Below are 19,330 nucleotides of genomic sequence, written 5' to 3' on the forward strand. Positions count from 1 at the left end.
TGAGTTAGAAGGAAGGATCGCAATAGCCTGAAGGCCAGAGGTCCGAAGTTCGTGACCCGAACCTTTGGTAGACCCATCATCTCAGATTCCACGATCTCCCAACAGGGTGAAAGTATTACGACTGCATCGATCATTTTCCAATATCACCCGTAATCCATACAGCTCGCTTGATGGAAGGCCGAATAGGAACAACCCCATTGGCGTCGAATACCACTATGTAAGACTTAGAATAGAACTACGCATGAATCGAGGTTAGGATAGATGGAGCTTCAATCGATATATAACGAGTATCTGAATATCAAATTCAAACGCGGATTACCGCCTGTACAGACGAATTCGTTCGAATATGGCCTGTATGAAGATGACAGTGCTGATCTGTTTCTACCAAATCACCAAGAGGTGACCTTTACGAATTGGATGTACGACTTGCAACCAAGGGATCCCCATTATGTATCCGAGCCAAACTGGCAGCCCGTTCTCGCAGATGTTTTTCAACAGATGGATATATATGATGAACAGGTCCTGTATCATCTTCTGTTCACCATAAACACCACACTGTCCGTTAACTCGCATAACGCGTATAGCACCATGAATGATTTCATGAAAAATTACAGCTTCCTACAGCTGTCTCACTTGAGCGAGATCACCCGTTTAAACGAGGAGCAGAAGCAGCAGCTACGAGACTTTTTCTTCTTTTTCTACCTCTATTCGCATCCGGTTAACGAGGAAACGCTCTATGCGTGTTCATTTGAAGGCCAGAACTTGGTACATACCAATACCGATATTTCATTGGAGCATTACTTCACGGCATTTCATGATTACTATAGTTCAAATATGAATGAGTACAGCGAGCGGATTGCCATTGCTCCACACGACATTCAGGCCTGCAAACACCTTACGTTGAAGCTTTTGCGGTGTATTGAAGGGAAATCGGTCAAGCTGAACATGCCCGAGGAGGAAGGGTTAGAAGCAGTGCTGCGGCTCATCAATGACGTGGATCAGATGCTGCAAATGCATGATGAAAATAAAAGCGCGTTGTTTGATATCATGAAAAATTTCCTGACGGATGCTCGTTCCACTCCCTATCGGGACCACTGTTTCACGACGCTCCTTCAGAACTATGCTTCATTTATCCTGTTTTTCAGGTTTGATGAGATTCATGCATTGGTGGAATTTTTCAAAGACACCCCTGTGTGGTGCAGAACGATTATCAATAAAATCTTTATGGACACCATCTTCATGGAGCGAATATTGCGACAGAAGCGCATCGATATAACGGCGTACCCGAATGTAACTCAGTTCTTTGAGGACGAGACAAAACGGATCTATCTGTAGCTCCGGAAGGAGTGCCGTGCACTAATCCAACATAGAACCTCAAAAAGCCTTCACCGACGTTAATGTCAGCAAAGGCTTTTTGACGTACTTTATTCTTATCCATTGTCATAATTAAAGTCAAAATGATGCAATGTTGTTCTATCTCTTTTACCTCTTTACACCGAAGCAGCCTTCTTCTCATCCGTCAGCCCAAGTGCCTTGGCTGTCGTTGTGTGCACCTTGCGAAGAAGCTCTGGATTCTCCACCAGCGACTCGCCGTAAGAAGGAATCATTTCCTTAATCTTCGGCTCCCATGAATCCATATGCTGCGGGAAGCATCGCTGCAGAATCTCCAGCATGACTTGCACCGCAGTGGAAGCCCCTGGTGATGCTCCGAGCAATGCGGCTACAGAGCCGTCGGCAGCAGTAACGACTTCTGTACCAAATTGAAGTGTGCCTTTGCCGCCTTGCACCGTATCCTTAATGACCTGCACGCGCTGACCTGCCAGAACCATATCCCAATCTTCGCTTTTGGCACTTGGAACAAAATCACGTAGCTCCTGCATACGCTGCTCTTTGGACAACATCAGCTGTTGAATTAGATATTTGGTCAGTGAGATCTCTTTGACCCCTGCAGCAAGCATGGTCAAGAGGTTATGTGTTTTGACAGACGTGATGAGGTCGGTATTCGAACCGGTCTTCAGGAATTTGGGTGAGAATCCGGCAAACGGGCCAAACAGCAGCGACTTCTGATTATCAATATAGCGGGTATCCAGATGCGGAACAGACATCGGCGGAGCACCCACCGAAGCTTTACCATACACCTTGGCATGATGCTGCTCCACAACCTCCTGATTTTTACACACCATGAAGAGTCCGCTGACCGGGAATCCGCCGATATGTTTACCTTCCGGAATACCGGTTTTTTGCAGCAAATGAAGGCTTCCGCCACCCGCACCGATAAAGACAAACTTGGCTGTATGGCGCTCTACTGCACCGCTGCTCAGATTCTTCACCGTTAATTCCCAAGCTCCGTCTTGCTTGCGTTTAATATTTTTCACACTATGTTGGTAGTGGATATCCACGTTTTGCTTCTTCAGGTGATCGAGCAGCATGCGCGTTAAAGCACCAAAGTTAACATCCGTACCGGAGTCGATTTTGGTAGCTGCGATCGGTTCTTTCCCCTTGCGGCCTTTCATCATCAGAGGAATCCATTTCCGCAATTTTGCCGGGTCGTCCGAGAATTCCATACCTTCAAATAAAGGGTGGTTCGATAAGGCTTCAAAACGTCTTTTCAAAAACAGGACATTGCTCTCTCCATGCACATAACTCAAATGAGGGAGCGGCATAATGAAGTCCCGCGGATTACGAATCAGATTGCTATTAACGAGATAGGACCAAAATTGTCTGGAGACTTGAAAATGCTCATTCACTTTTATGGCTTTGCTGATATCTACGGTTCCGTCCGGTCGTTCAACGGTATAGTTCAATTCGCAAAGTGCAGAGTGGCCCGTTCCGGCATTGTTCCATTCGTTGGAGCTTTCCTCTCCTGCACTGGCGAGCTTCTCATAAACCTTAATATTCCAATCTGGTGCCAATTCCTTCAGCAAGGTTCCCAATGTTGCACTCATAATTCCGGCACCAATCAAGATAACATCTGTACTCGTTTGTCCCTGGCTCATGTCTACCGTCCTTATATCCTATATTTGCCAAAAGGATGTAAGCGTTATCGATTTGGCATTTGCAGCGAGCCCGTTCTTGAACTGGCCCAAACCTCTTCTGAACGAAATTAAACCTTGGTCATAGTGTATCAATATTACGGTTAGATTGAAATATGCAATTTTAAGTTACTTGGTTTACCTGTTAGTATACTTTAGTTTCAACTTTACCGCTAACCCGCTTATAGGGGTGAAAGATTTATTTTTTCAAGATAATAGAAAACATGGCAAGCATAACGCCATTCTAGGTCAGGTTTCTATCAAAAAGCCACAATCAATTTTCATTGAAAGTGGCTTATTGTTAGGTATAACTTTATCCCCTACGTCTCGGGTTTACTCAGAAGATTGAGATGAGCTCCTTCGTATACGGATGACGTTCTTCTGCAAACAGTGCATCCGCAGCAAATCGATCGACAATTTGTCCTTCTCGCATGACGATAATACGCTGGCTCATACGGTGTACTGCGGCCAGATCATGAGAGATAAACAAATAGGAAAGCCCCAGTGAAATCCGTAGGTCGGTTAGCAATTGGAGAACAGCGCCTTGTGATATCACATCCAGGCTCGCTGTTGGTTCGTCCAGAACGATAACGTCTGGTTCGATGCCAATGGCACGTGCGATGGTTACACGCTGACGCTGCCCGCCGCTTAACTCATGCGGATAACGTCCAGCCAAATCACTTGGAAGCTCAACAGCTTCAAGCAGCTGCTTCACATAAGTGTCCTTCGATGTATAGGCAAAATGAGACAGCTTAACGTCTCTCCCAAACTGCTCATACGGATCAATCAGTGAATCAGCAATCTTCAGCTTAGGATTCAGCGCTGCAGCCGGATTCTGAAATACAATCTGGATCTTCCTACGGTGTGGACGCAGGCGTCGGCCGCTAAGCCGCGCAATGTCCTCACCACCAAGCAGGATCGAGCCGGAATCTGCATCTTCAATCCGCAGCAGACAGCGAGCGAGCGTACTCTTGCCACAGCCGCTCTCGCCAACCAGTCCGAGACACTCGCCTCGGTTTAAGGTGAAGGAGACGCCGTTAACAGCTGGACGCTCAGCGCCAGCATAGGTGCGGCTGAGATGTTCCACGCCCAGCACGGGTTGGGCAGACAGCTCGGATTGCTCCTTGTCCTGTTGGACAGATGGCTCAACCGGCAATGATTCCTTGTGGTACTCCATTTCGCTTGTCTTCATTGCGTTTCCGCCTCCTTCAGACCCGATTTCAACGAGCGGCTCAGGACAGGAGCTGCTTCAATCAGTTGACGTGTATACTCATGCTGCGGATGGTCAAGAATACGGTGTTTCCCACCCGATTCGACGATCTGTCCTTCCTTCATAACTGCTAGCCGATTGGCGTAGCGGCGCACATGACGCCAGTCGTGTGTAATGAACAGAATGGCGCAGCCCGTCTCTGCCTGCTTGCGCGCCAGCAGCTCCAGCACGCGGTGACCCGAGACGCTGTCGAGTGCCGTAGTTGCCTCATCGGCAATCAGCAGCCTTGGCGATAGCATCAGCGATGTCGCGATGGAAGCACGCTGAAGCTGGCCACCGCTCAACTGGAACGGATAGCGCCGAAGCAGCTCTGCGCCAAGTCCAACGGACTCCAGCGCCTCGATGGCGCGTTTATGCCGGACAGCAGAAGACTTTTCTCCATGGATTTTCTGGTATTCATCGAAATGTCCGCCAATACTTCGAAACGGCGTGAACGCTCCCTGATAATCCTGAAAAATATATGAGATGCGGCTTCCCCGCAGGGCGCGTATCTCCTTCGGTTTACGTTCGAGCAGGTTAATGCCTTCAAACATGATTCGCCCCGATGCGTGCAGGTTGGATGGAAGCAGTTGACCGATCGACTGTGAAAGAAGACTTTTGCCGCTGCCGCTCTGCCCGACCAGCGCCATGAATTCGCCTTCCCGAACGGCGAGAGAGACGCTGTCGACAATGGTACGCTCACGGCTGAAGATGCTTAATTTCTCAATGGAGAGAATCACGGCTGCACCTCCTTTTTCACGTCAAAACGGTCTCTCAGATAGTCGCCGAGCATATTCGCAAGCAGTACTACCACTACGATGGCTAGACCCGGATAGATCATAAGCTCTGGCCGTGACTGGAAGTATGGTCTGGAGTCATTCAGCATTGCTCCCCATTCAGGCGTTGGTGGCTGAGCCCCAAGTCCGATGTAGGATAACGAGGAAATGAGCAGGATGATTTTACCCAAATCGAGGCTTGCCAGTACGAGCACATGCCCGGCAATATGCGGGAGCAGATGCTTGGTCATAATGCGTGCATCTGACAATCCATTGGTACGTGCGATACGAATGTAGTCCTTTTGCGACTCGGACAGGACGGTACTGCGGACAAGGCGTGCATAGCTAACCCATTTGACGATTACGATCGCCAGCACCAGATTACCGATACCTGCCCCAAGCAGCCCACTCAGCACGATAGCAACAATCGTGTCAGGAAAGGCAAGGAAGCCATCAGCGATTCGCATAAAGAGCTTATCCACCCAACCACGCTTGTATCCCGCAATCAGGCCAAACGGAATTCCAATGAGCAGTGCCGCTCCGAGCGCCAGCAGACTGTAACCGAGCGTCTGGCCGCCTCCAAGCAGCAGCCTTGTCAGAACGTCTCGACCCAGATGGTCGGTGCCAAATGGATGGAGAGCACTTGCACCCTGCAGCCGTCCACGCAGGTCAGTTAGTGTAGGGTCATGCTTGAGATAAACAAAGGCATATATGGAAGCCCCGATGATCAGCAGCACAAATAGCAAGGCGATAATCGCCTGTAGGCTGTGTTTTTTCGATTTTTTAGCGGCCAGTGGACGCAGAAGCATCGTTTTCATCGGTGGGCCTCCCTTTCCTTGAGTTTCATTTCCGGATTCAAATATCGATAGGACAGATCAACTGTCGTATTTACGAAGAATACAACGACCGCCATGATCAGAATGTAACCCTGAATCAATGGATAGTCACGCTGGCGGATGGCATCAACGACGAGCTTGCCAATGCCCGGATAGGCAAACAGCACCTCAATGACGACAACCCCACCAATGAGGCTGCCTAGACTGACACCAAAGACCGTTATGACGGGTGGCAGACTGTGGCGGAAGGCATGCAAAAAGAAGATGCGGCCTTCAGATAACCCCCTCGCCCGAGCAGACCGAACGAACTCCTGACTCAAGGAATCCAGCAGGCTGGAACGCAAAAGACGCACATAAACGCTGGATATGGCAAGTCCCAGCGTCAGAGATGGCAAAATGAGTGATGCGAATCCGTCCCGCCCCATGGTCGGCAGACTGCCGAAGCGCACACCGAACAAGTCGATCAGAATCAGGCCCAGCCAGAAGCTGGGCACCGCCGCACCGACAATGGACAACAACCGGCTGCCCCGGTCAATCCAGCTGCCACGATGCAGTGCTGACAGTGATCCTAGTGGGATGGCCACAGCCAGCATGACCAGCAGAGCGCCAATCGTAAGTTCCGCTGTAGCCGGAAGCGCCCGCATGAGCGTCTGCATAACTGGCTGTCCTGTCGAGTACGATACACCGAAGTCCAGGCGGATGAAGTCCAGCAGCCAATTGCCAAATTGAACAGGCAGGGAATCATTGAAGCCCATTTCTTCACGCATAGCCTCAACCTGTTCCTGACTGACAGATAGCTCGTCCACATTTAGAATCGTGAGCACCGGGTCCCCTGGAGCCAGACGGATGAACAGGAAGCTCACAAACATAATGAATAATAGAAAAATAAAAACCTCGAGAAACTTGCGAAGCAAAATGCGAAACATTACATCACGTCCAGCTTATTGGTAATCATGTAATACTCACTGCGTGTGGTAACCCAGTTCTTAATCTTCTTGCCGTTGTAGGCAACGATCGTACCCGGATGCAGGACAAATGAATTCAGTACGTTGTCGTGCACGTAATTGGCTGCCTTTTCCGCAAGCTCTGCGCGTTTCTCCGGATCGACTGTGAGATTCAGCTCATCGATGATCGCCGTCAGCTCCGGATCCTCTGATCCACTGAAGTTGAGTGCGCCCTTCGGATGATACGTTGCATTCAGATAGTAACCCGCGTCACCTCGCGGTGCAGTCAGATTACTATAGGTTGCGATATCCCAATCCCGATTGGAAGCCATATAATCTTCCGGCGTGTCGATCTGGCGAATCTGCACATCGATGCCAATCTTCTTGGCGTCAGACTGGAAGACCTGAGCAATCAGTGGCAGGTCTGCACGTGCCGAGTATGTAAGCAGCGTCAGTTGCAGTGGCTTGCCATCTTTGGTCATAACGCCGTTTTGCAGCGTGTAGCCAGCTTCCTTCAGGTAATGAACCGCAGCTTCTTCATCTGATTGTGATGCTGCCTTGTCATATTTAGGTGCGAACGGCAGGGACGGCAGGAACGGCCCGATAGCCGACTCACCGTAGCCAAGCAGGATGGTATCAACGATCCCCTGGCGGTCAATTAACGCATCTAGTGCACGGCGCACGTTCAGGTCCTTGATGCTTTCACGCTGCATGTTCATCGTCATCTGGTGAACGCGGAACGTGGAGGTGGACTCCACAGTCATGCCATCGATTGCTTTAAGGGATTCCAGACTTTCTACTTCTGGACGGTATACGATATCGACTTGTCCGGATTGAAGTGCAAGTGTACGAGCATTGGCATCCTCGTTAAACGAGAACGTTATCGTGTCGAGCGGTGAAGCTCCATCCCAATATTCATCGTAGCGATCCAGTTCAAGCTTGCTGCCCGGAGTAAATGAAGTCAGCTTGAACGGCCCGGTGCCGATCGGCTTGTTTACGATGTCCGGCTCGCTCACGTCAATAATGGCCGTATTCGGGTTAACCAGTTCGGATGCGAATTCCGGGAACGGCTGTGTTGTTGTGATCTCCAGTTTGTCGCCCTCGGCTTCAATTGTGTCGATCTTAAGTGCGTTCTGAATGGCGGCACTTTCGGTCAATGCGCGCTCAAGCGATGCCTTAACGGATTCACCGGTCATCGGCTTGCCGTTCTGGAACGTTACATCATCGCGCAGGTCAATGGTCCAATGCTGGCCGTCTTCGCTTTCCCAGCTCTCAGCAAGCCATGGAGCAACGGTCAGATTGTCTTCGTCGAGACGAACCAGCGTTTCTGTAATGCCTGCACGAAGCGGAACGTAGCTGGAGTCGACATGGGGGTCAAGCGAGTTTGTGGAAAAGTTATATAGGAAGTGAACGTTTTTGTCGGTGGAAGGCTGCGCAGCGGGACTCGTTTCGGAAGATCCACAGGCGCTCAACAGTCCGGCGCTCAGGACCAGGGAGGTCAGCACCAGCAGCGGCGTCTTTTTATTCAAGGTAATGCCCCTCTCTCTTAATCGTAATTATTATCATTTAAACAATGAGTATTATCATATCGTAATGATTACGTTTTGACAAGAGATATATCATGTTGAAACACAAAAGAAACCCGATTCTCGGATGAGAGCGGGTTTCTAGTTAGATTGCTTATAGTTTTTTCATCTTAGATTACTTAAAGAAACTATCTGTCTACAGCAGGCAGAATACCCTATGGCTCTATCGTTGTAAATCTAGGCACTTAAATTAACCTAGTAATTGGGATCTAAAGAAAAAGACTAATATGATCGATGATGATCAGAGCATTCCATGCGAGTAATTATCCATTATCCTTCGTATCTACACGCTCTAAAGCAATATCGCTGATATCCTGTATAGGAATGTCTAAATCTCTCCAATACGTTAGTGGATATGCAGAACTACCTACTAGAAGCTCACCTTGTCTTATTGTGAAGCTCCCGCCCCTTTCCAAGAACTTTATTATCGGTTCGTAGAGATCAACATACCTTGTTGCGCTACTTACTCCCCGATCTGCTAATTCGGAAATTTCTAAATAGCAGTAGCAAATAGCCTTCATGTATGGATTTTGAATAAAATTAACTTTAGGACAAGCTTTATACACTTCTTCGTTTACTGATTCCCCGATGACTTTAGCGAAACTGAATATGGGATATCGATCTATAGAAACACCCATCTCGTTTAAAAATTGATTGGTTCGTCTAAAATACTCTCTTAGTAGAACATGAGATGACTCTCGTGAGTCTGTCCCTAGATCCTCGAATGGAATAGAAGATAAACGTTCAACGGCTTTATTCAATAATGGTCCCATATTATCCCCCGCTTATTTAAACATTTTATTAAAGAAGTATTCTTCGTAGCCCGGAAACGCAGTATTAGGTTGTTTCGGAGCATTCTCATGAGCACCCGGTGGAAAACCATCATATGTGCCCTTTTCGTGATTCCAAGATTCTAATGTCCTATACTTTTGTCCCTGAGACATAAATTTCCGTTCGGCCAGTTCATGCTCAGCCAATTGTTTGAACCACGCTTTTTGCTCGATGGTTAACTCACCCTTCTGTGCAGTTTTCCAAGCATAAGCGATTTCGTCATCAGCAATGAAACGTTCCATTTTATATTCTGTACCTCCAGGCTGAGGCACTTGATGTTTACCAAAGAATAAGTGCTTTTTCATTGTTCTAATCTCATCAGTACTCAACCCTGTGTTGGCTGCAACATCTTCTACATCTTTCATTTTCAATTGTCTTATCGATTCGTACTCTGCTTCTGCTGCCTTGTCGTAATCCCTCAATCCTGATCCTGTGAAACCATGACTGTTCTTTGTTCTTTCTATACTATCTCCACGGTTGTTTCCAGATTTATCTCTAGCAGCCTCAATATGCTTCTTTATCTTCGCCACAGCTGGGTTGGATGATGGCAAACGGAATGGACCTTTGCTACCCGGCATACTCCCTTTAACCATCGAAACGGCCATAAAAATCTGACTAAGCTTAAGCGACGTAACCATTGTTTGAGCATATTTATCTGAGACAGGCTCGCCTGTAAACGGATGTATCCCATTCTCAAATGCCCTGATCTGGAGTGCGAAGATATCCTCCCCTGGCGGGTCCATGTTCATAGGGCCTTGCATGCCTTTTACATCCAAATTCCCTTTATCCTTCTCATAAGCCTGGAGAGCCGCCTGATCTGTAACGCCTTTCTCATTCACAGGAAGCCATATTCCAAATGCTGAGTTATACGCCATCCGATAACCCTTATCTTCCAGGTTTCCATTACCCGTCAATCTTGTCGTCATCGCCATCGCACCAACAGCTCCAGTTGTACCTGCCAAACTGACCTGCTCAGCATCTGCTTCCTGAAAGCGGGTAGCGATATCCTTCAGATCCTTGGACGTGTTAACCATACTCTCTAATGCTTTCTCCAGTATAGGCTTGGATCGCTCAAACTCATAGTAAAAACGTTCCTGCGTTGCACCCATCCACATCGCCTGGATGAACATAATCTGCCTGGTCAGATCACTCCGGATGCCCTCCAATTGTTGTCTGGCCTGATCTACCTGATTGGATACGTGATGCAGTTGTTCAGGGGTAACTTTAATTGTACTCATATGTATCTCCGCTCATTTAATAAGATTAACCTATGTTAGCAGAAGTTTTGCACACATACATCCGGCTAACATCCTGATTTTCCCTATTTCATAATATTAGCTCCTGATACTATCAGTCCTATGGTCCTATATGCATATACCCAAGCTAAAGGCTAAAAAAACAAATGACACCAATCGGCTTGGTGTCATTTGTAAGACATATTATAGAAGTGATTCTCACCTCTTCAAGAAACGCCCCGCTCTAACTCCGCAAACTCAATCCGGTTCCGCCCATTCTGCTTCGCCTGATACAGTGCCTTGTCTACGGCTGCAAACAGCTGCGTCAGATACCCTTCCGCATTATCCGGTGCATCATCACATTCAAAATCCTCAATCGATAGAATCCCAATGCTGATCGTAATGGACACCTGCCCAACCTCATGATCTACTGCCATAAGGTTGGACTCCACGGACAGCCTCACGCGTTCCGCAATCTTTTGAGCTAACTGGCGTTCCGTATGCGGAAGGTAGATCATAAACTCTTCCCCGCCGTAGCGCGTTAAAATATCGGTCTCCCGGATGGACTGTTTCACAGCCTGAGCTGTACGATACAACACTTCATCCCCAATGACATGTCCATAGCGATCATTGATTGCCTTGAAGTAGTCGATATCCAGGAGAAGGAGTGAAAACGGCGTCTTATAGTGAACATTCGTAATGACCTCATGCGTCAGCTGCTGGGTCAGATAACGGCGATTGTAGCAGTGAGTCAGACTATCCGTAAGTGCCAGCTCCTCCAGCTTGAGATTAGCCTCGGATAACTCCTGCCGAATGCGGTCCAGGGCATGATTGCGTTCCTGAAGCATCTCATTCTGCCGATTCATTTCTTTCACATAGTAGCGCTCTTGCGACACATCCTGAAACGTCAGGAGATAACCAAGAGGCATCTGATAATGATCAATGATTGGAGAGGTTTGGAGGATAAAATGACGCTCTATGTCACTCTCCTCCACAATGACCTCAATCTGAGACAGCGTATTTTCCTTTTGCCGATACTGATCCAGAAATGACCCACTGTTGCCCTCTACACGAACTGATCCCAGAAATGCCTCCATATCAAAACAATCCCCAACATGCAGATCCATGAAGGATCTGGATGCCTTGTTTGCTTCAATAATCGTCTCATTCTCATCCAAAACCAGGATGCCATAGGGAATTGTATTAATCACATCCTCATGGGCGATGGAAACCAGATCGAAGACATTGTACCGCTTGATGACATAGACAAAAAATAAATCCGACAGAAAAATCCCCAGCGACGTCAGTCCGGGAATGATGAACGGTATCCATGCTCGCAAAACCACATTCAGAAGGGCATCGATGGCTGCAAATACAGCCAGGACGAATATGCCCCACAGCGTAATTTTCACCTGTTTTTTAATCGTTGGTGACTTATCGGAGGCGCGAAGTGCCCCGAACAAAATAAACAGGGAAGCTACAAAGTAGCTCACCAAAACAATCATGACCACCCAGAACCATGGGCCATAGGCCCGTTCGATATACCCACCCTCCAGCGGGGTTACAAACCAATGAGCCGGGTTGATAACCACACCTATGGCTGCAATAACAGCTGGTACGAACAGCAGCATAACTCTTTTTGTCCCTAATCGATCCGCATAACCGGTAATGAAGATGGTCAACAGCAGCCAGCCACTTCCAAGCAGTGAGACGGCGACGAATGACAGGGTCACATACCATAACTGCCAGCCCGGGTCATCCGACAACACAACCGCGAATTGACAGAAGGGCCAGAGCATCATCAACCCATGAAATAGAAAATACACCTTATGTAAGTTCGTGATTCTAGCGGTAACAAAAACATAAACGTATACACCTAACAACAGGACGAATAAAAAGAGATCATACCATACCAATGGGCTCACAAATCTTCTCCTTCTTGGTTGCGACTACTACGATATCATTGAGCTAGGCTATTTTCGTAAATCTAATCTAATTAATGCTATTGAAACTATAAAATGCTTTCCCTGACTAAAGTTTTGGTTAAATTAACCATATCTTATCACACACCCCTATGGGTGAGTAGGCCATACACTGGAAATACAGCCAAGCACTGTTTTATTTATGTATCTATTTTGCTGATTTGTGAGTGTTTTTGAACGTTTAGCTATTGAGAAAAAAGAACCATCTCCCGCCCGTTGCCGAGCGGTCTTCTGGTATGTCTACTCCTACTTCCTCGCCAGCGGCAGGTTATCCGAGAATAGATCCGGATTCGCCCTTAGCATCTCTGTGATAATCTCCTCCACCACGGCCGCATTACATACTCGTACAACAGCGTCGCCAAGCTTTCCTAGACGCATTGCGCCTTTGCGCTGTAACACCTCATCCACTTTCCAGAAATGCTCCGACCACGACAACCCGCAATGTCTACGCGAAGGTACTGAAATCTCTGTTCCATCTGGCAATACCGTGTAGAGCTGCTCATGCCCATCTGTTAAACGCCCCGGAATGTCCACCCATTCCTCTACGCCATGGATGAACGTGTTTCGTTTCAGGTCAACGCCAACAAGGAGAATGGTCGCTTTCCGATCAAGCAGCTTGCCCCATGCTGATCCCCTTGCACAAGGTGTGTCATATAGGTGATCGTCCTTCGTGAATGCCACCGCATCCTGACCGATTGCTGCAACCGAGTGAGTCGGGTGCCATGAACGTACTACACCTGGCCGTTTACGAAATAGCTCAGGTAGAATCCCGACGCAGCATGGTGATGATTCCACGTGGAACATTGGATCACTCGCATTGATGGTGGACCAGGTGTGAGTTGGCAGCACCAGCAGTCCATCCTTCATATAGTCTGTAAGTGCATCCAGCACAGTATCCGCCCCACCTTCGACCTCACCCATACTTTTCATGGAAGAGTGAACAAGCAGTGTACCTCGTCCGTCAATACCAAGCTCGTGGAGCTGATTAAGCAAGCTTTGTTGCGTATGCATAATGAATCGATAACCTCCTTTGGGCTATTATAGCAAAATGAAAAGAACTCTATGGTGCGTAAGGGCTCGCACTTCAGAAGACTGCACTACAGATTGTGACTGTGACTGTCTTGTCACTGCATCACCGCACGACAAAGGGCCGAGGGAATCCCTCGGCCGCCAGGCAATTATGGATATGAGTCCAATTACGATAAAAATATCTTATGTTTATTTAATAACGACATACTCCAGGTTAACCAGCTTCGCATACGTTACGATCTGATCTGTTGTCAGGTTCAAGGAAACCACGGTGTGGTGACCTCCGCCATTTTCGATCCAGGCTTTGACCCCATCCTGGAAGTTTGGCTTCACGTTCCACAATACACGTGCTACAGGCAGATTCGGTGCTGGTACCGTTGGCTCGAATGCAGACACTTCATTAATTAGCAGTTTGTAATGTGTGCCGAAGTCAGCCATGGATACAACAACGCCCTCGCCTGCTTTGCCATCGAATACCAGACGTGCAGGATCTTCACGATCGCCAATACCCAGTGGAGACACGATGATTCTCGGTTTGGTGCTGGCGAGAGTAGGATCTACTTCAAGCATGTGAGATTGAAGGATCGCTTCCTGTCCGGCAGCCATTTCATAGGTGTAATCTTCCATGAAGCCTGTGTTCTCGTTGTGGCTCATGATTTTCAGCAAACGATCAAGTGCAGCTGTTTTCCAGTCACCTTCGCCAGCAAATCCATACCCTTGGGCCATCAGGCGCTGAACAGCCAAACCTGGAAGCTGCTTCATGCCATGCAGATCTTCGAAGTTAGTGGTGAATGCAGTGTATCCGCCCTCGTCGAGGAAGCGTTTGATCGCAATTTCATAACTGGCTTGCACACGCACACTGGCTTCCCAAGCTTCCTTGCTGTTTGTACCATAATCGAATTCATACAGCTCTGCGTATTGGCCAATCAGGTCATCGATTTCCTGCTCCGTCACCGCATTCACAACCTGTACGAGGTCACCAATGCCAAAGTAGTCGACCGTCCAACCGAATTGGATTTGTGCCTCCACTTTATCCCCTTCAGTTACACCCACGTTGCGCATGTTGTCGCCAAAACGGGCCACTTTGATGTTGAAGCTCTCGTTATAGGCAACCGCCACGTCCATCCAATCGGCAACCTGCTGCTGCACTTCTGGGCGCTCCCAGTAACCAACGACAATTTTGTTTTGTTTTCTCAGACGAGCATTGATGAATCCATATTCACGGTCACCGTGTGCTGCCTGGTTCAAGTTCATAAAGTCCATATCGATGGTTGCCCAAGGAATGCTCTCATTGTATTGCGTAGCCAGATGAAGCAGCGGTTTTTGCAGCAATTTAGTACCCCGAATCCACATTTTCGCTGGAGAGAAGGTATGCATCCAAGTAATAACACCCGCTACTTCGTCGCGGTAGTTGACTTCTTTCATGATGCTTGTGATCTTATCCGCGCTTACCGCCAGATCCTGCAATACGAGTGGGTAGGGCAGAACGCCGCTTGCATTCAGGGCATCCGTAATCTTCTGTGCATTGGCTTTGACCTCGCCCAGTGCTTCTTCACCATAGAGATGCTGCGAACCAACGACAAACCAAAATTCTTTTGCTGCTGTTGCTGACATGTAATCATCCTCATTTCATTTTTATAGTTGAACATATGGATTTACACTTATCACTCCAATTGCAGTACCATCTTCCGATCGCTGGTTATCCCCGGATTTCTTTGATCAATTTTAATAAGGATGATATCCGGTTATAAAGGCGAGCGCTTCGCTTCTACAGATTGGTACTGCACTCTCCGTTATCGTGTAAAAGTTTGATACAACTTCATTGGTAGTAGTAACAAACAACTTATTCGCTTGAATTATTATCAACCGATCGCTACATAACCACATTACTTCTGTCCGTAATACGCGTCTTTCCCGTGTTTTCGCTGATAATGTTTATCAAGAATGCCTTGCGGCAGTTCTTTGGCAAAGTTGTTTAGCTGCCGCGCATACAGGTTCATTTTGCATACTTCCTCCAGCACAACACTGTTCACCACAGCCGCCTTCGCATCTTTTCCCCAGGTAAACGGTGCATGACCATGGAGCAGCACGGCCGGAACGGCCATAACATCAATCCCGCGCTCTTCAAACGTTTCAATAATGACGCGTCCTGTCTCCGCTTCGTATCCGCGATCAACCTCGTTCTGGTTCAGGAAACGCGCACAAGGTACCGCACCATAGAACGTATCCGCATGTGTCGTTCCCATAACAGGTACATCCAGTCCAGCTTGCGCCCAGATGGTTGCCCATGTGGAGTGCGTATGCACAATCCCGCCTATTTCAGAGTAATGCTTATATAAAACGGCGTGCGTTGCTGTATCCGAGGATGGTCTCATCTCGCCCTCCACCACGTTGCCATCCAGATCGACAACGACCATGTCGCTTGGCTTCATGGCATCGTAACTGACGCCGCTTGGTTTGATTACAAACAATCCGCTATCCCGATCAATGGCGCTGACGTTGCCCCAAGTGAACTTCACAAGACCATGCTTCGGCAGCTCCAGATTCGCCTCATAAACCTCTTGCTTCAATTGCTCTAACATCTTAGTCCCTCCCGTTCTCTACCAGATGATCAACAGCCGCCTGCTCAATGGCCAGACCTTTCCGGTAGCGTTCGATAAATGATTCAAATCCTTTGACATCCGATGGGTCCGGTGCTACTTCCTCTCCAGCGACATCGCTGAATACCTTTTGCTCCAGGAACACATCCAGACTCTCCTGCTCACCCTTATTGATCATGTACGAAGCGAGAAGCGCCATGCCCCAAGCCCCGCCTTCCCCCGCCGTGGACATGACCGATACAGGCACATTCATCGAGGCTGCAACAATCCGCTGTCCAACGACTGGCGTTTTGAACAATCCACCATGAGCCAAGATGCTGTCGATAGCGACGTTTTCTTTTTCCGTCAAAATATCCATCCCGATCTTCAATGCACCGAAGGCTGTGAACAGATGGGTACGCATGAAGTTGGCCAGATTAAACCGGCTTTCAGGTGAACGAACGAACAACGGACGGCCCTTGTCGATCCCCGTAATATTCTCGCCGGAATAGTATCCGTAGCTCAGCAGGCCGCCACCATCCGGGTCTGCTTCGAGTGCTTTGTTAAACAAGACGCTGAATAGCTTGCCGCTATCGGCTTCGTATCCCATGGCCTCAGAGAATTCACGGAACAATCCGATCCATGCATTGATGTCGCTGGAGCAGTTGTTGGCATGTACCATACCCACCGGGCTACCGTCTGGCGTTGTGACCATATCGATCTCGGGATACACTTTGGACAGTTCATTTTCCAGGACGATCATGGCAAAGACGGATGTGCCGACAGAGATATTGCCCGTGCGTTTTCTTACGCTGTTCGTCGCGACCATGCCTGTTCCCGCATCACCCTCCGGCGGACATAACGGAATGCCTGCTTGCAAGTCTCCAGCGGGATCGAGCAGCTTGGCTCCGGCATCCGTTAACGTTCCTGCATCCTCGCCCGCGAGATATACCTTGGGAAGAAGCTCTTCCAATGTCCATGGATAACCTCGGCCTGCGATCAGTTCGTCGAACTGCTTGATCATGGTTGGATGATAATTATGTGTGGACTCATCGATTGGGAAAATGCCTGAAGCATCACCAATTCCGATCGCTTTATTGCCGGTTAACAACCAGTGGATGTATCCAGCCAACGTAGTCAGGGCATCAATACGAGGAAGATGTTCCTCCTCGTTCAATATGGCCTGATACAAGTGTGCGATGCTCCAGCGTTCCGGGATGTTGAACTGAAGAAGATCCGTTAACTCCTTCGCTGCCACTCCAGTCGTTGCATTACGCCACGTCCGGAACGGTACCAGCAGTCCACCCGTACGATCCAGTGCAACATATCCGTGCATCATGGCGGAAAATCCGATGGAACCAATGGTTTGCAGCGTGATGCCATACTTCTGTTCCACATCCTGCTTCATCTCGCGGTACGCGGTTTGCATGCCCGTGATGATATCCTCCTGGTTATACGTCCAATATCCGTCTTTCAGGAGATTCTCCCATTCGTAACTTCCGGATGCGATGGTGTCGAAACGTTCGTTAATCAATACGGCCTTGATCCGCGTTGAACCGAACTCGATGCCAAGTGAAGTAGCTCCCTTCGCAATCGCCTCTTTCGTCTGCTCATGACTCATAACCATGGTTGTCCCCTCTCTGATCGCCGTTTTAATCGCTAGGATGGTATTTGCGTTAAAGGAGCAAAGCTGCTACGGCTTAGGATGAATTTATGAATTCGTATAAAATGTGTACTGCTGTTGCGAACACTTCTGGTGAATAAACAGCAGCAATCCTTATTTAAGAATGCGCTTTCCTTTTCTGACAGCCTTAGTATAATTTTTGTACGTACATCTGTCAATAATATATAACATTTATACTTACAAAGGACCCGTTATTACTGTTTATCATGTCTTTTTTTGCTTGCTTAAGGGTATGCTGTAGTGTACAGTTTCATGTAATTGAACCTGAATTGTACGGTTTATTTCGGGAAATATGCTGTTTTATTTTCATTAGACTAGAATCATGCTAAAATATGTACGTACAACTATTTGAACCATAACGTTTCTATAGATGAGTAATCATGAAAGAAGTGGATTGCGTGAAGCCAAAATACCAAGTCATTATTGATGATATAAAGAGCCATATCCTTTCGGGGACATATAACGTGGGCGAACAGATCCCAACCGAGTCTGCTCTGCAGGAGAGCTACAATGTGAGCCGCCAGACGGTGAGAAAGGCCATTTTGGAGCTGTCGAACGAAGGTTTTTTGCGAAGCGAGAAGGGCTCTGGAACCTATGTCAGCAACCAATACCGATCCAGATCCGGCGGAGCAACGATGAAGAAAACGATTGGTGTCATCACGACGTACATCTCTGATTACATCTTCCCCTCCATCATTCGCGGTATTGAAAGCCGATTGAACGAGGATAATTATTCATTGCTGTTAGCCAGCACCAATAATGATGTCGCCCAAGAGAAAAAAGCGCTGGAGATGATGCTCTCCTACGGAGTCGATGGCCTGATTGTGGAGCCGACCAAGAGCAATCTGTACAATCCCAACATTGCGTACTACCTTTCATTTAAGGAGCAGGATGTACCGTTTACGATGATCAATGCCTTTTACGAGGAGCTGGAGGTTCCCTTCTTCTGTCTGGATGACGTACAGTCCAGCTATCTGGCCACCCGGGAATTGATCGCCAACGGGCATACCCAGATTGGGCTTATTTCGAAAATGGATGATTTGCAAGGAAAGTACCGGATGAAGGGGTATATCAAAGCATTAGGCGAAGCCAAATTACGTTTCCATCCCGAGCAGGTGCTTTCGTTCGATACGGCCTCAAAACCGGATCTGTCCGCTAATCTGGAAACGTTTCTGAACGATAACAGGGAAGCTCTGACCGCCATCGTATGTTACAACGACGAGGTGGGGCTGGAAGTGGTGCATGCCTGCAGAAGGCTGGGCATATCCATTCCGGATGAGTTATCCATTATTGGACAGGACAATTCGTACATCGCCAAGAATGCCAATATTAAACTCACCACGCTAACCCATCCCCAGGAGCAAATGGGACGCGACGCTGCCGATTGGGTCATTAAGAAGCTGCAAGGCAAAAAGGATCTGCCCACCAACACCTATTACCAGCCTGTCCTGGTGGAGGGTGAGACAGTGAAGGAGATTGAAGTAGAATAAGATACTATCCATAGAAAAAGGCTGCCATCAGGGCAGCCTTTAACGTTTTTATGTTTTACCTATCTACTATCACTGGA

15 protein-coding genes are annotated in these 19,330 nt (G+C 48.0%); 2 read left to right on the forward strand and 13 right to left on the reverse strand.

Translation table 11 applies throughout. The features are described 5' to 3' along the window. Nucleotides 1–261 precede the first annotated feature (261 nt). A complete protein-coding gene (locus GUA98_RS24705) occupies nt 262–1,335 on the forward strand; it encodes a hypothetical protein (RefSeq protein WP_193724712.1) in 1,074 nt (357 codons plus the stop codon). A gap of 155 nt (nt 1,336–1,490) precedes the next feature. On the opposite strand, the gene GUA98_RS24710 is transcribed toward GUA98_RS24705, so the two are convergent. The 13 genes from GUA98_RS24710 to GUA98_RS24770 all read right to left on the reverse strand — a co-directional run bounded on the left by GUA98_RS24710 (nt 1,491) and on the right by GUA98_RS24770 (nt 17,700). Continuing rightward, on the reverse strand, nt 1,491–2,996 hold the full coding sequence (locus GUA98_RS24710) for a malate:quinone oxidoreductase (RefSeq protein ID WP_193724713.1): 1,506 nt from the start codon (nt 2,994–2,996) through the stop codon (nt 1,491–1,493). Between the two features lie 373 nt (nt 2,997–3,369). Beyond that, nucleotides 3,370–4,224, reverse strand: coding sequence for an ABC transporter ATP-binding protein (locus GUA98_RS24715; RefSeq protein WP_227780099.1), 855 nt, complete (start codon nt 4,222–4,224; stop codon nt 3,370–3,372). Beyond that, nucleotides 4,221–5,021, reverse strand: a complete 801-nt coding sequence (locus GUA98_RS24720) for an ABC transporter ATP-binding protein (RefSeq protein WP_193724714.1) — start codon at nt 5,019–5,021, stop codon at nt 4,221–4,223. Before GUA98_RS24720 ends, GUA98_RS24715 begins: the two co-directional genes overlap by 4 nt. Beyond that, nucleotides 5,018–5,875, reverse strand: coding sequence for a nickel transporter permease (gene nikC / locus GUA98_RS24725; protein WP_193724715.1), 858 nt, complete (start codon nt 5,873–5,875; stop codon nt 5,018–5,020). The genes GUA98_RS24720 and nikC overlap by 4 nt, the downstream gene beginning before the upstream one ends. Beyond that, the gene (nikB, locus tag GUA98_RS24730; protein ID WP_193724716.1) at nt 5,872–6,819 is read right to left on the reverse strand and encodes a nickel ABC transporter permease; all 948 of its coding nucleotides are present in this window, start codon (nt 6,817–6,819) and stop codon (nt 5,872–5,874) included. Before nikB ends, nikC begins: the two co-directional genes overlap by 4 nt. Further along, entirely contained in the window at nt 6,819–8,366 is a 1,548-nt protein-coding gene (gene nikA / locus GUA98_RS24735; RefSeq protein ID WP_193724717.1) for a nickel ABC transporter substrate-binding protein, read from the reverse strand. The genes nikB and nikA overlap by 1 nt, the downstream gene beginning before the upstream one ends. 320 nt (nt 8,367–8,686) lie before the next feature. Next, nucleotides 8,687–9,196: a hypothetical protein gene (locus GUA98_RS24740; RefSeq protein WP_193724718.1), complete on the reverse strand. Its 510-nt coding sequence runs from the start codon at nt 9,194–9,196 to the stop codon at nt 8,687–8,689. 12 nt (nt 9,197–9,208) lie between these two features. Beyond that, nucleotides 9,209–10,492, reverse strand: coding sequence for a WXG100 family type VII secretion target (locus tag GUA98_RS24745; RefSeq protein WP_193724719.1), 1,284 nt, complete (start codon nt 10,490–10,492; stop codon nt 9,209–9,211). Nucleotides 10,493–10,716: 224 nt separating this feature from the next. Then, complete coding sequence (locus GUA98_RS24750) at nt 10,717–12,414, reverse strand: diguanylate cyclase (RefSeq protein ID WP_193724720.1); 1,698 nt, start codon at nt 12,412–12,414, stop codon at nt 10,717–10,719. Between the two features lie 303 nt (nt 12,415–12,717). Next, on the reverse strand, nt 12,718–13,482 hold the full coding sequence (locus tag GUA98_RS24755; protein WP_193724721.1) for an AAC(3) family N-acetyltransferase: 765 nt from the start codon (nt 13,480–13,482) through the stop codon (nt 12,718–12,720). A gap of 207 nt (nt 13,483–13,689) precedes the next feature. Next, nucleotides 13,690–15,114 carry an L-arabinose isomerase gene (gene araA, locus GUA98_RS24760; RefSeq protein WP_095290619.1) on the reverse strand — a complete coding sequence of 475 codons (1,425 nt, stop codon included), beginning with the start codon at nt 15,112–15,114 and terminating at the stop codon, nt 13,690–13,692. A 272-nt stretch (nt 15,115–15,386) separates the two neighbouring features. After that, the gene (locus GUA98_RS24765; RefSeq protein ID WP_193724722.1) at nt 15,387–16,082 is read right to left on the reverse strand and encodes an L-ribulose-5-phosphate 4-epimerase; all 696 of its coding nucleotides are present in this window, start codon (nt 16,080–16,082) and stop codon (nt 15,387–15,389) included. Between the two features lies 1 nt (nt 16,083). After that, nucleotides 16,084–17,700: a xylulokinase gene (locus GUA98_RS24770; protein ID WP_193724723.1), complete on the reverse strand. Its 1,617-nt coding sequence runs from the start codon at nt 17,698–17,700 to the stop codon at nt 16,084–16,086. A gap of 461 nt (nt 17,701–18,161) precedes the next feature. On the opposite strand from GUA98_RS24770, the gene GUA98_RS24775 reads away from it, so the two are divergent. Then, nucleotides 18,162–19,253: a GntR family transcriptional regulator gene (locus tag GUA98_RS24775; RefSeq protein ID WP_193724724.1), complete on the forward strand. Its 1,092-nt coding sequence runs from the start codon at nt 18,162–18,164 to the stop codon at nt 19,251–19,253. Nucleotides 19,254–19,330 lie beyond the last annotated feature (77 nt).

Source organism: Paenibacillus sp. P13VS, from assembly GCF_015143645.1.
GTDB classification, from domain to species: domain Bacteria; phylum Bacillota; class Bacilli; order Paenibacillales; family Paenibacillaceae; genus Paenibacillus; species Paenibacillus xylanilyticus_A.

Bases quoted from the DNA above. Each gene is read 5' to 3' on its own strand.
- nikB (WP_193724716.1), bottom strand. From the start codon at position 6,819: ATGTTTCGCATTTTGCTTCGCAAGTTTCTCGAGGTTTTTATTTTTCTA.
- GUA98_RS24710 (WP_193724713.1), bottom strand. From the start codon at position 2,996: ATGAGCCAGGGACAAACGAGTACAGATGTTATCTTGATTGGTGCCGGA.
- GUA98_RS24705 (WP_193724712.1), top strand. From the start codon at position 262: ATGGAGCTTCAATCGATATATAACGAGTATCTGAATATCAAATTCAAA.
- GUA98_RS24745 (WP_193724719.1), bottom strand. From the start codon at position 10,492: ATGAGTACAATTAAAGTTACCCCTGAACAACTGCATCACGTATCCAAT.
- GUA98_RS24740 (WP_193724718.1), bottom strand. From the start codon at position 9,196: ATGGGACCATTATTGAATAAAGCCGTTGAACGTTTATCTTCTATTCCA.
- araA (WP_095290619.1), bottom strand. From the start codon at position 15,114: ATGTCAGCAACAGCAGCAAAAGAATTTTGGTTTGTCGTTGGTTCGCAG.
- GUA98_RS24765 (WP_193724722.1), bottom strand. From the start codon at position 16,082: ATGTTAGAGCAATTGAAGCAAGAGGTTTATGAGGCGAATCTGGAGCTG.
- GUA98_RS24715 (WP_227780099.1), bottom strand. From the start codon at position 4,224: ATGAAGACAAGCGAAATGGAGTACCACAAGGAATCATTGCCGGTTGAG.
- nikC (WP_193724715.1), bottom strand. From the start codon at position 5,875: ATGAAAACGATGCTTCTGCGTCCACTGGCCGCTAAAAAATCGAAAAAA.
- GUA98_RS24770 (WP_193724723.1), bottom strand. From the start codon at position 17,700: ATGAGTCATGAGCAGACGAAAGAGGCGATTGCGAAGGGAGCTACTTCA.
- GUA98_RS24755 (WP_193724721.1), bottom strand. From the start codon at position 13,482: ATGCATACGCAACAAAGCTTGCTTAATCAGCTCCACGAGCTTGGTATT.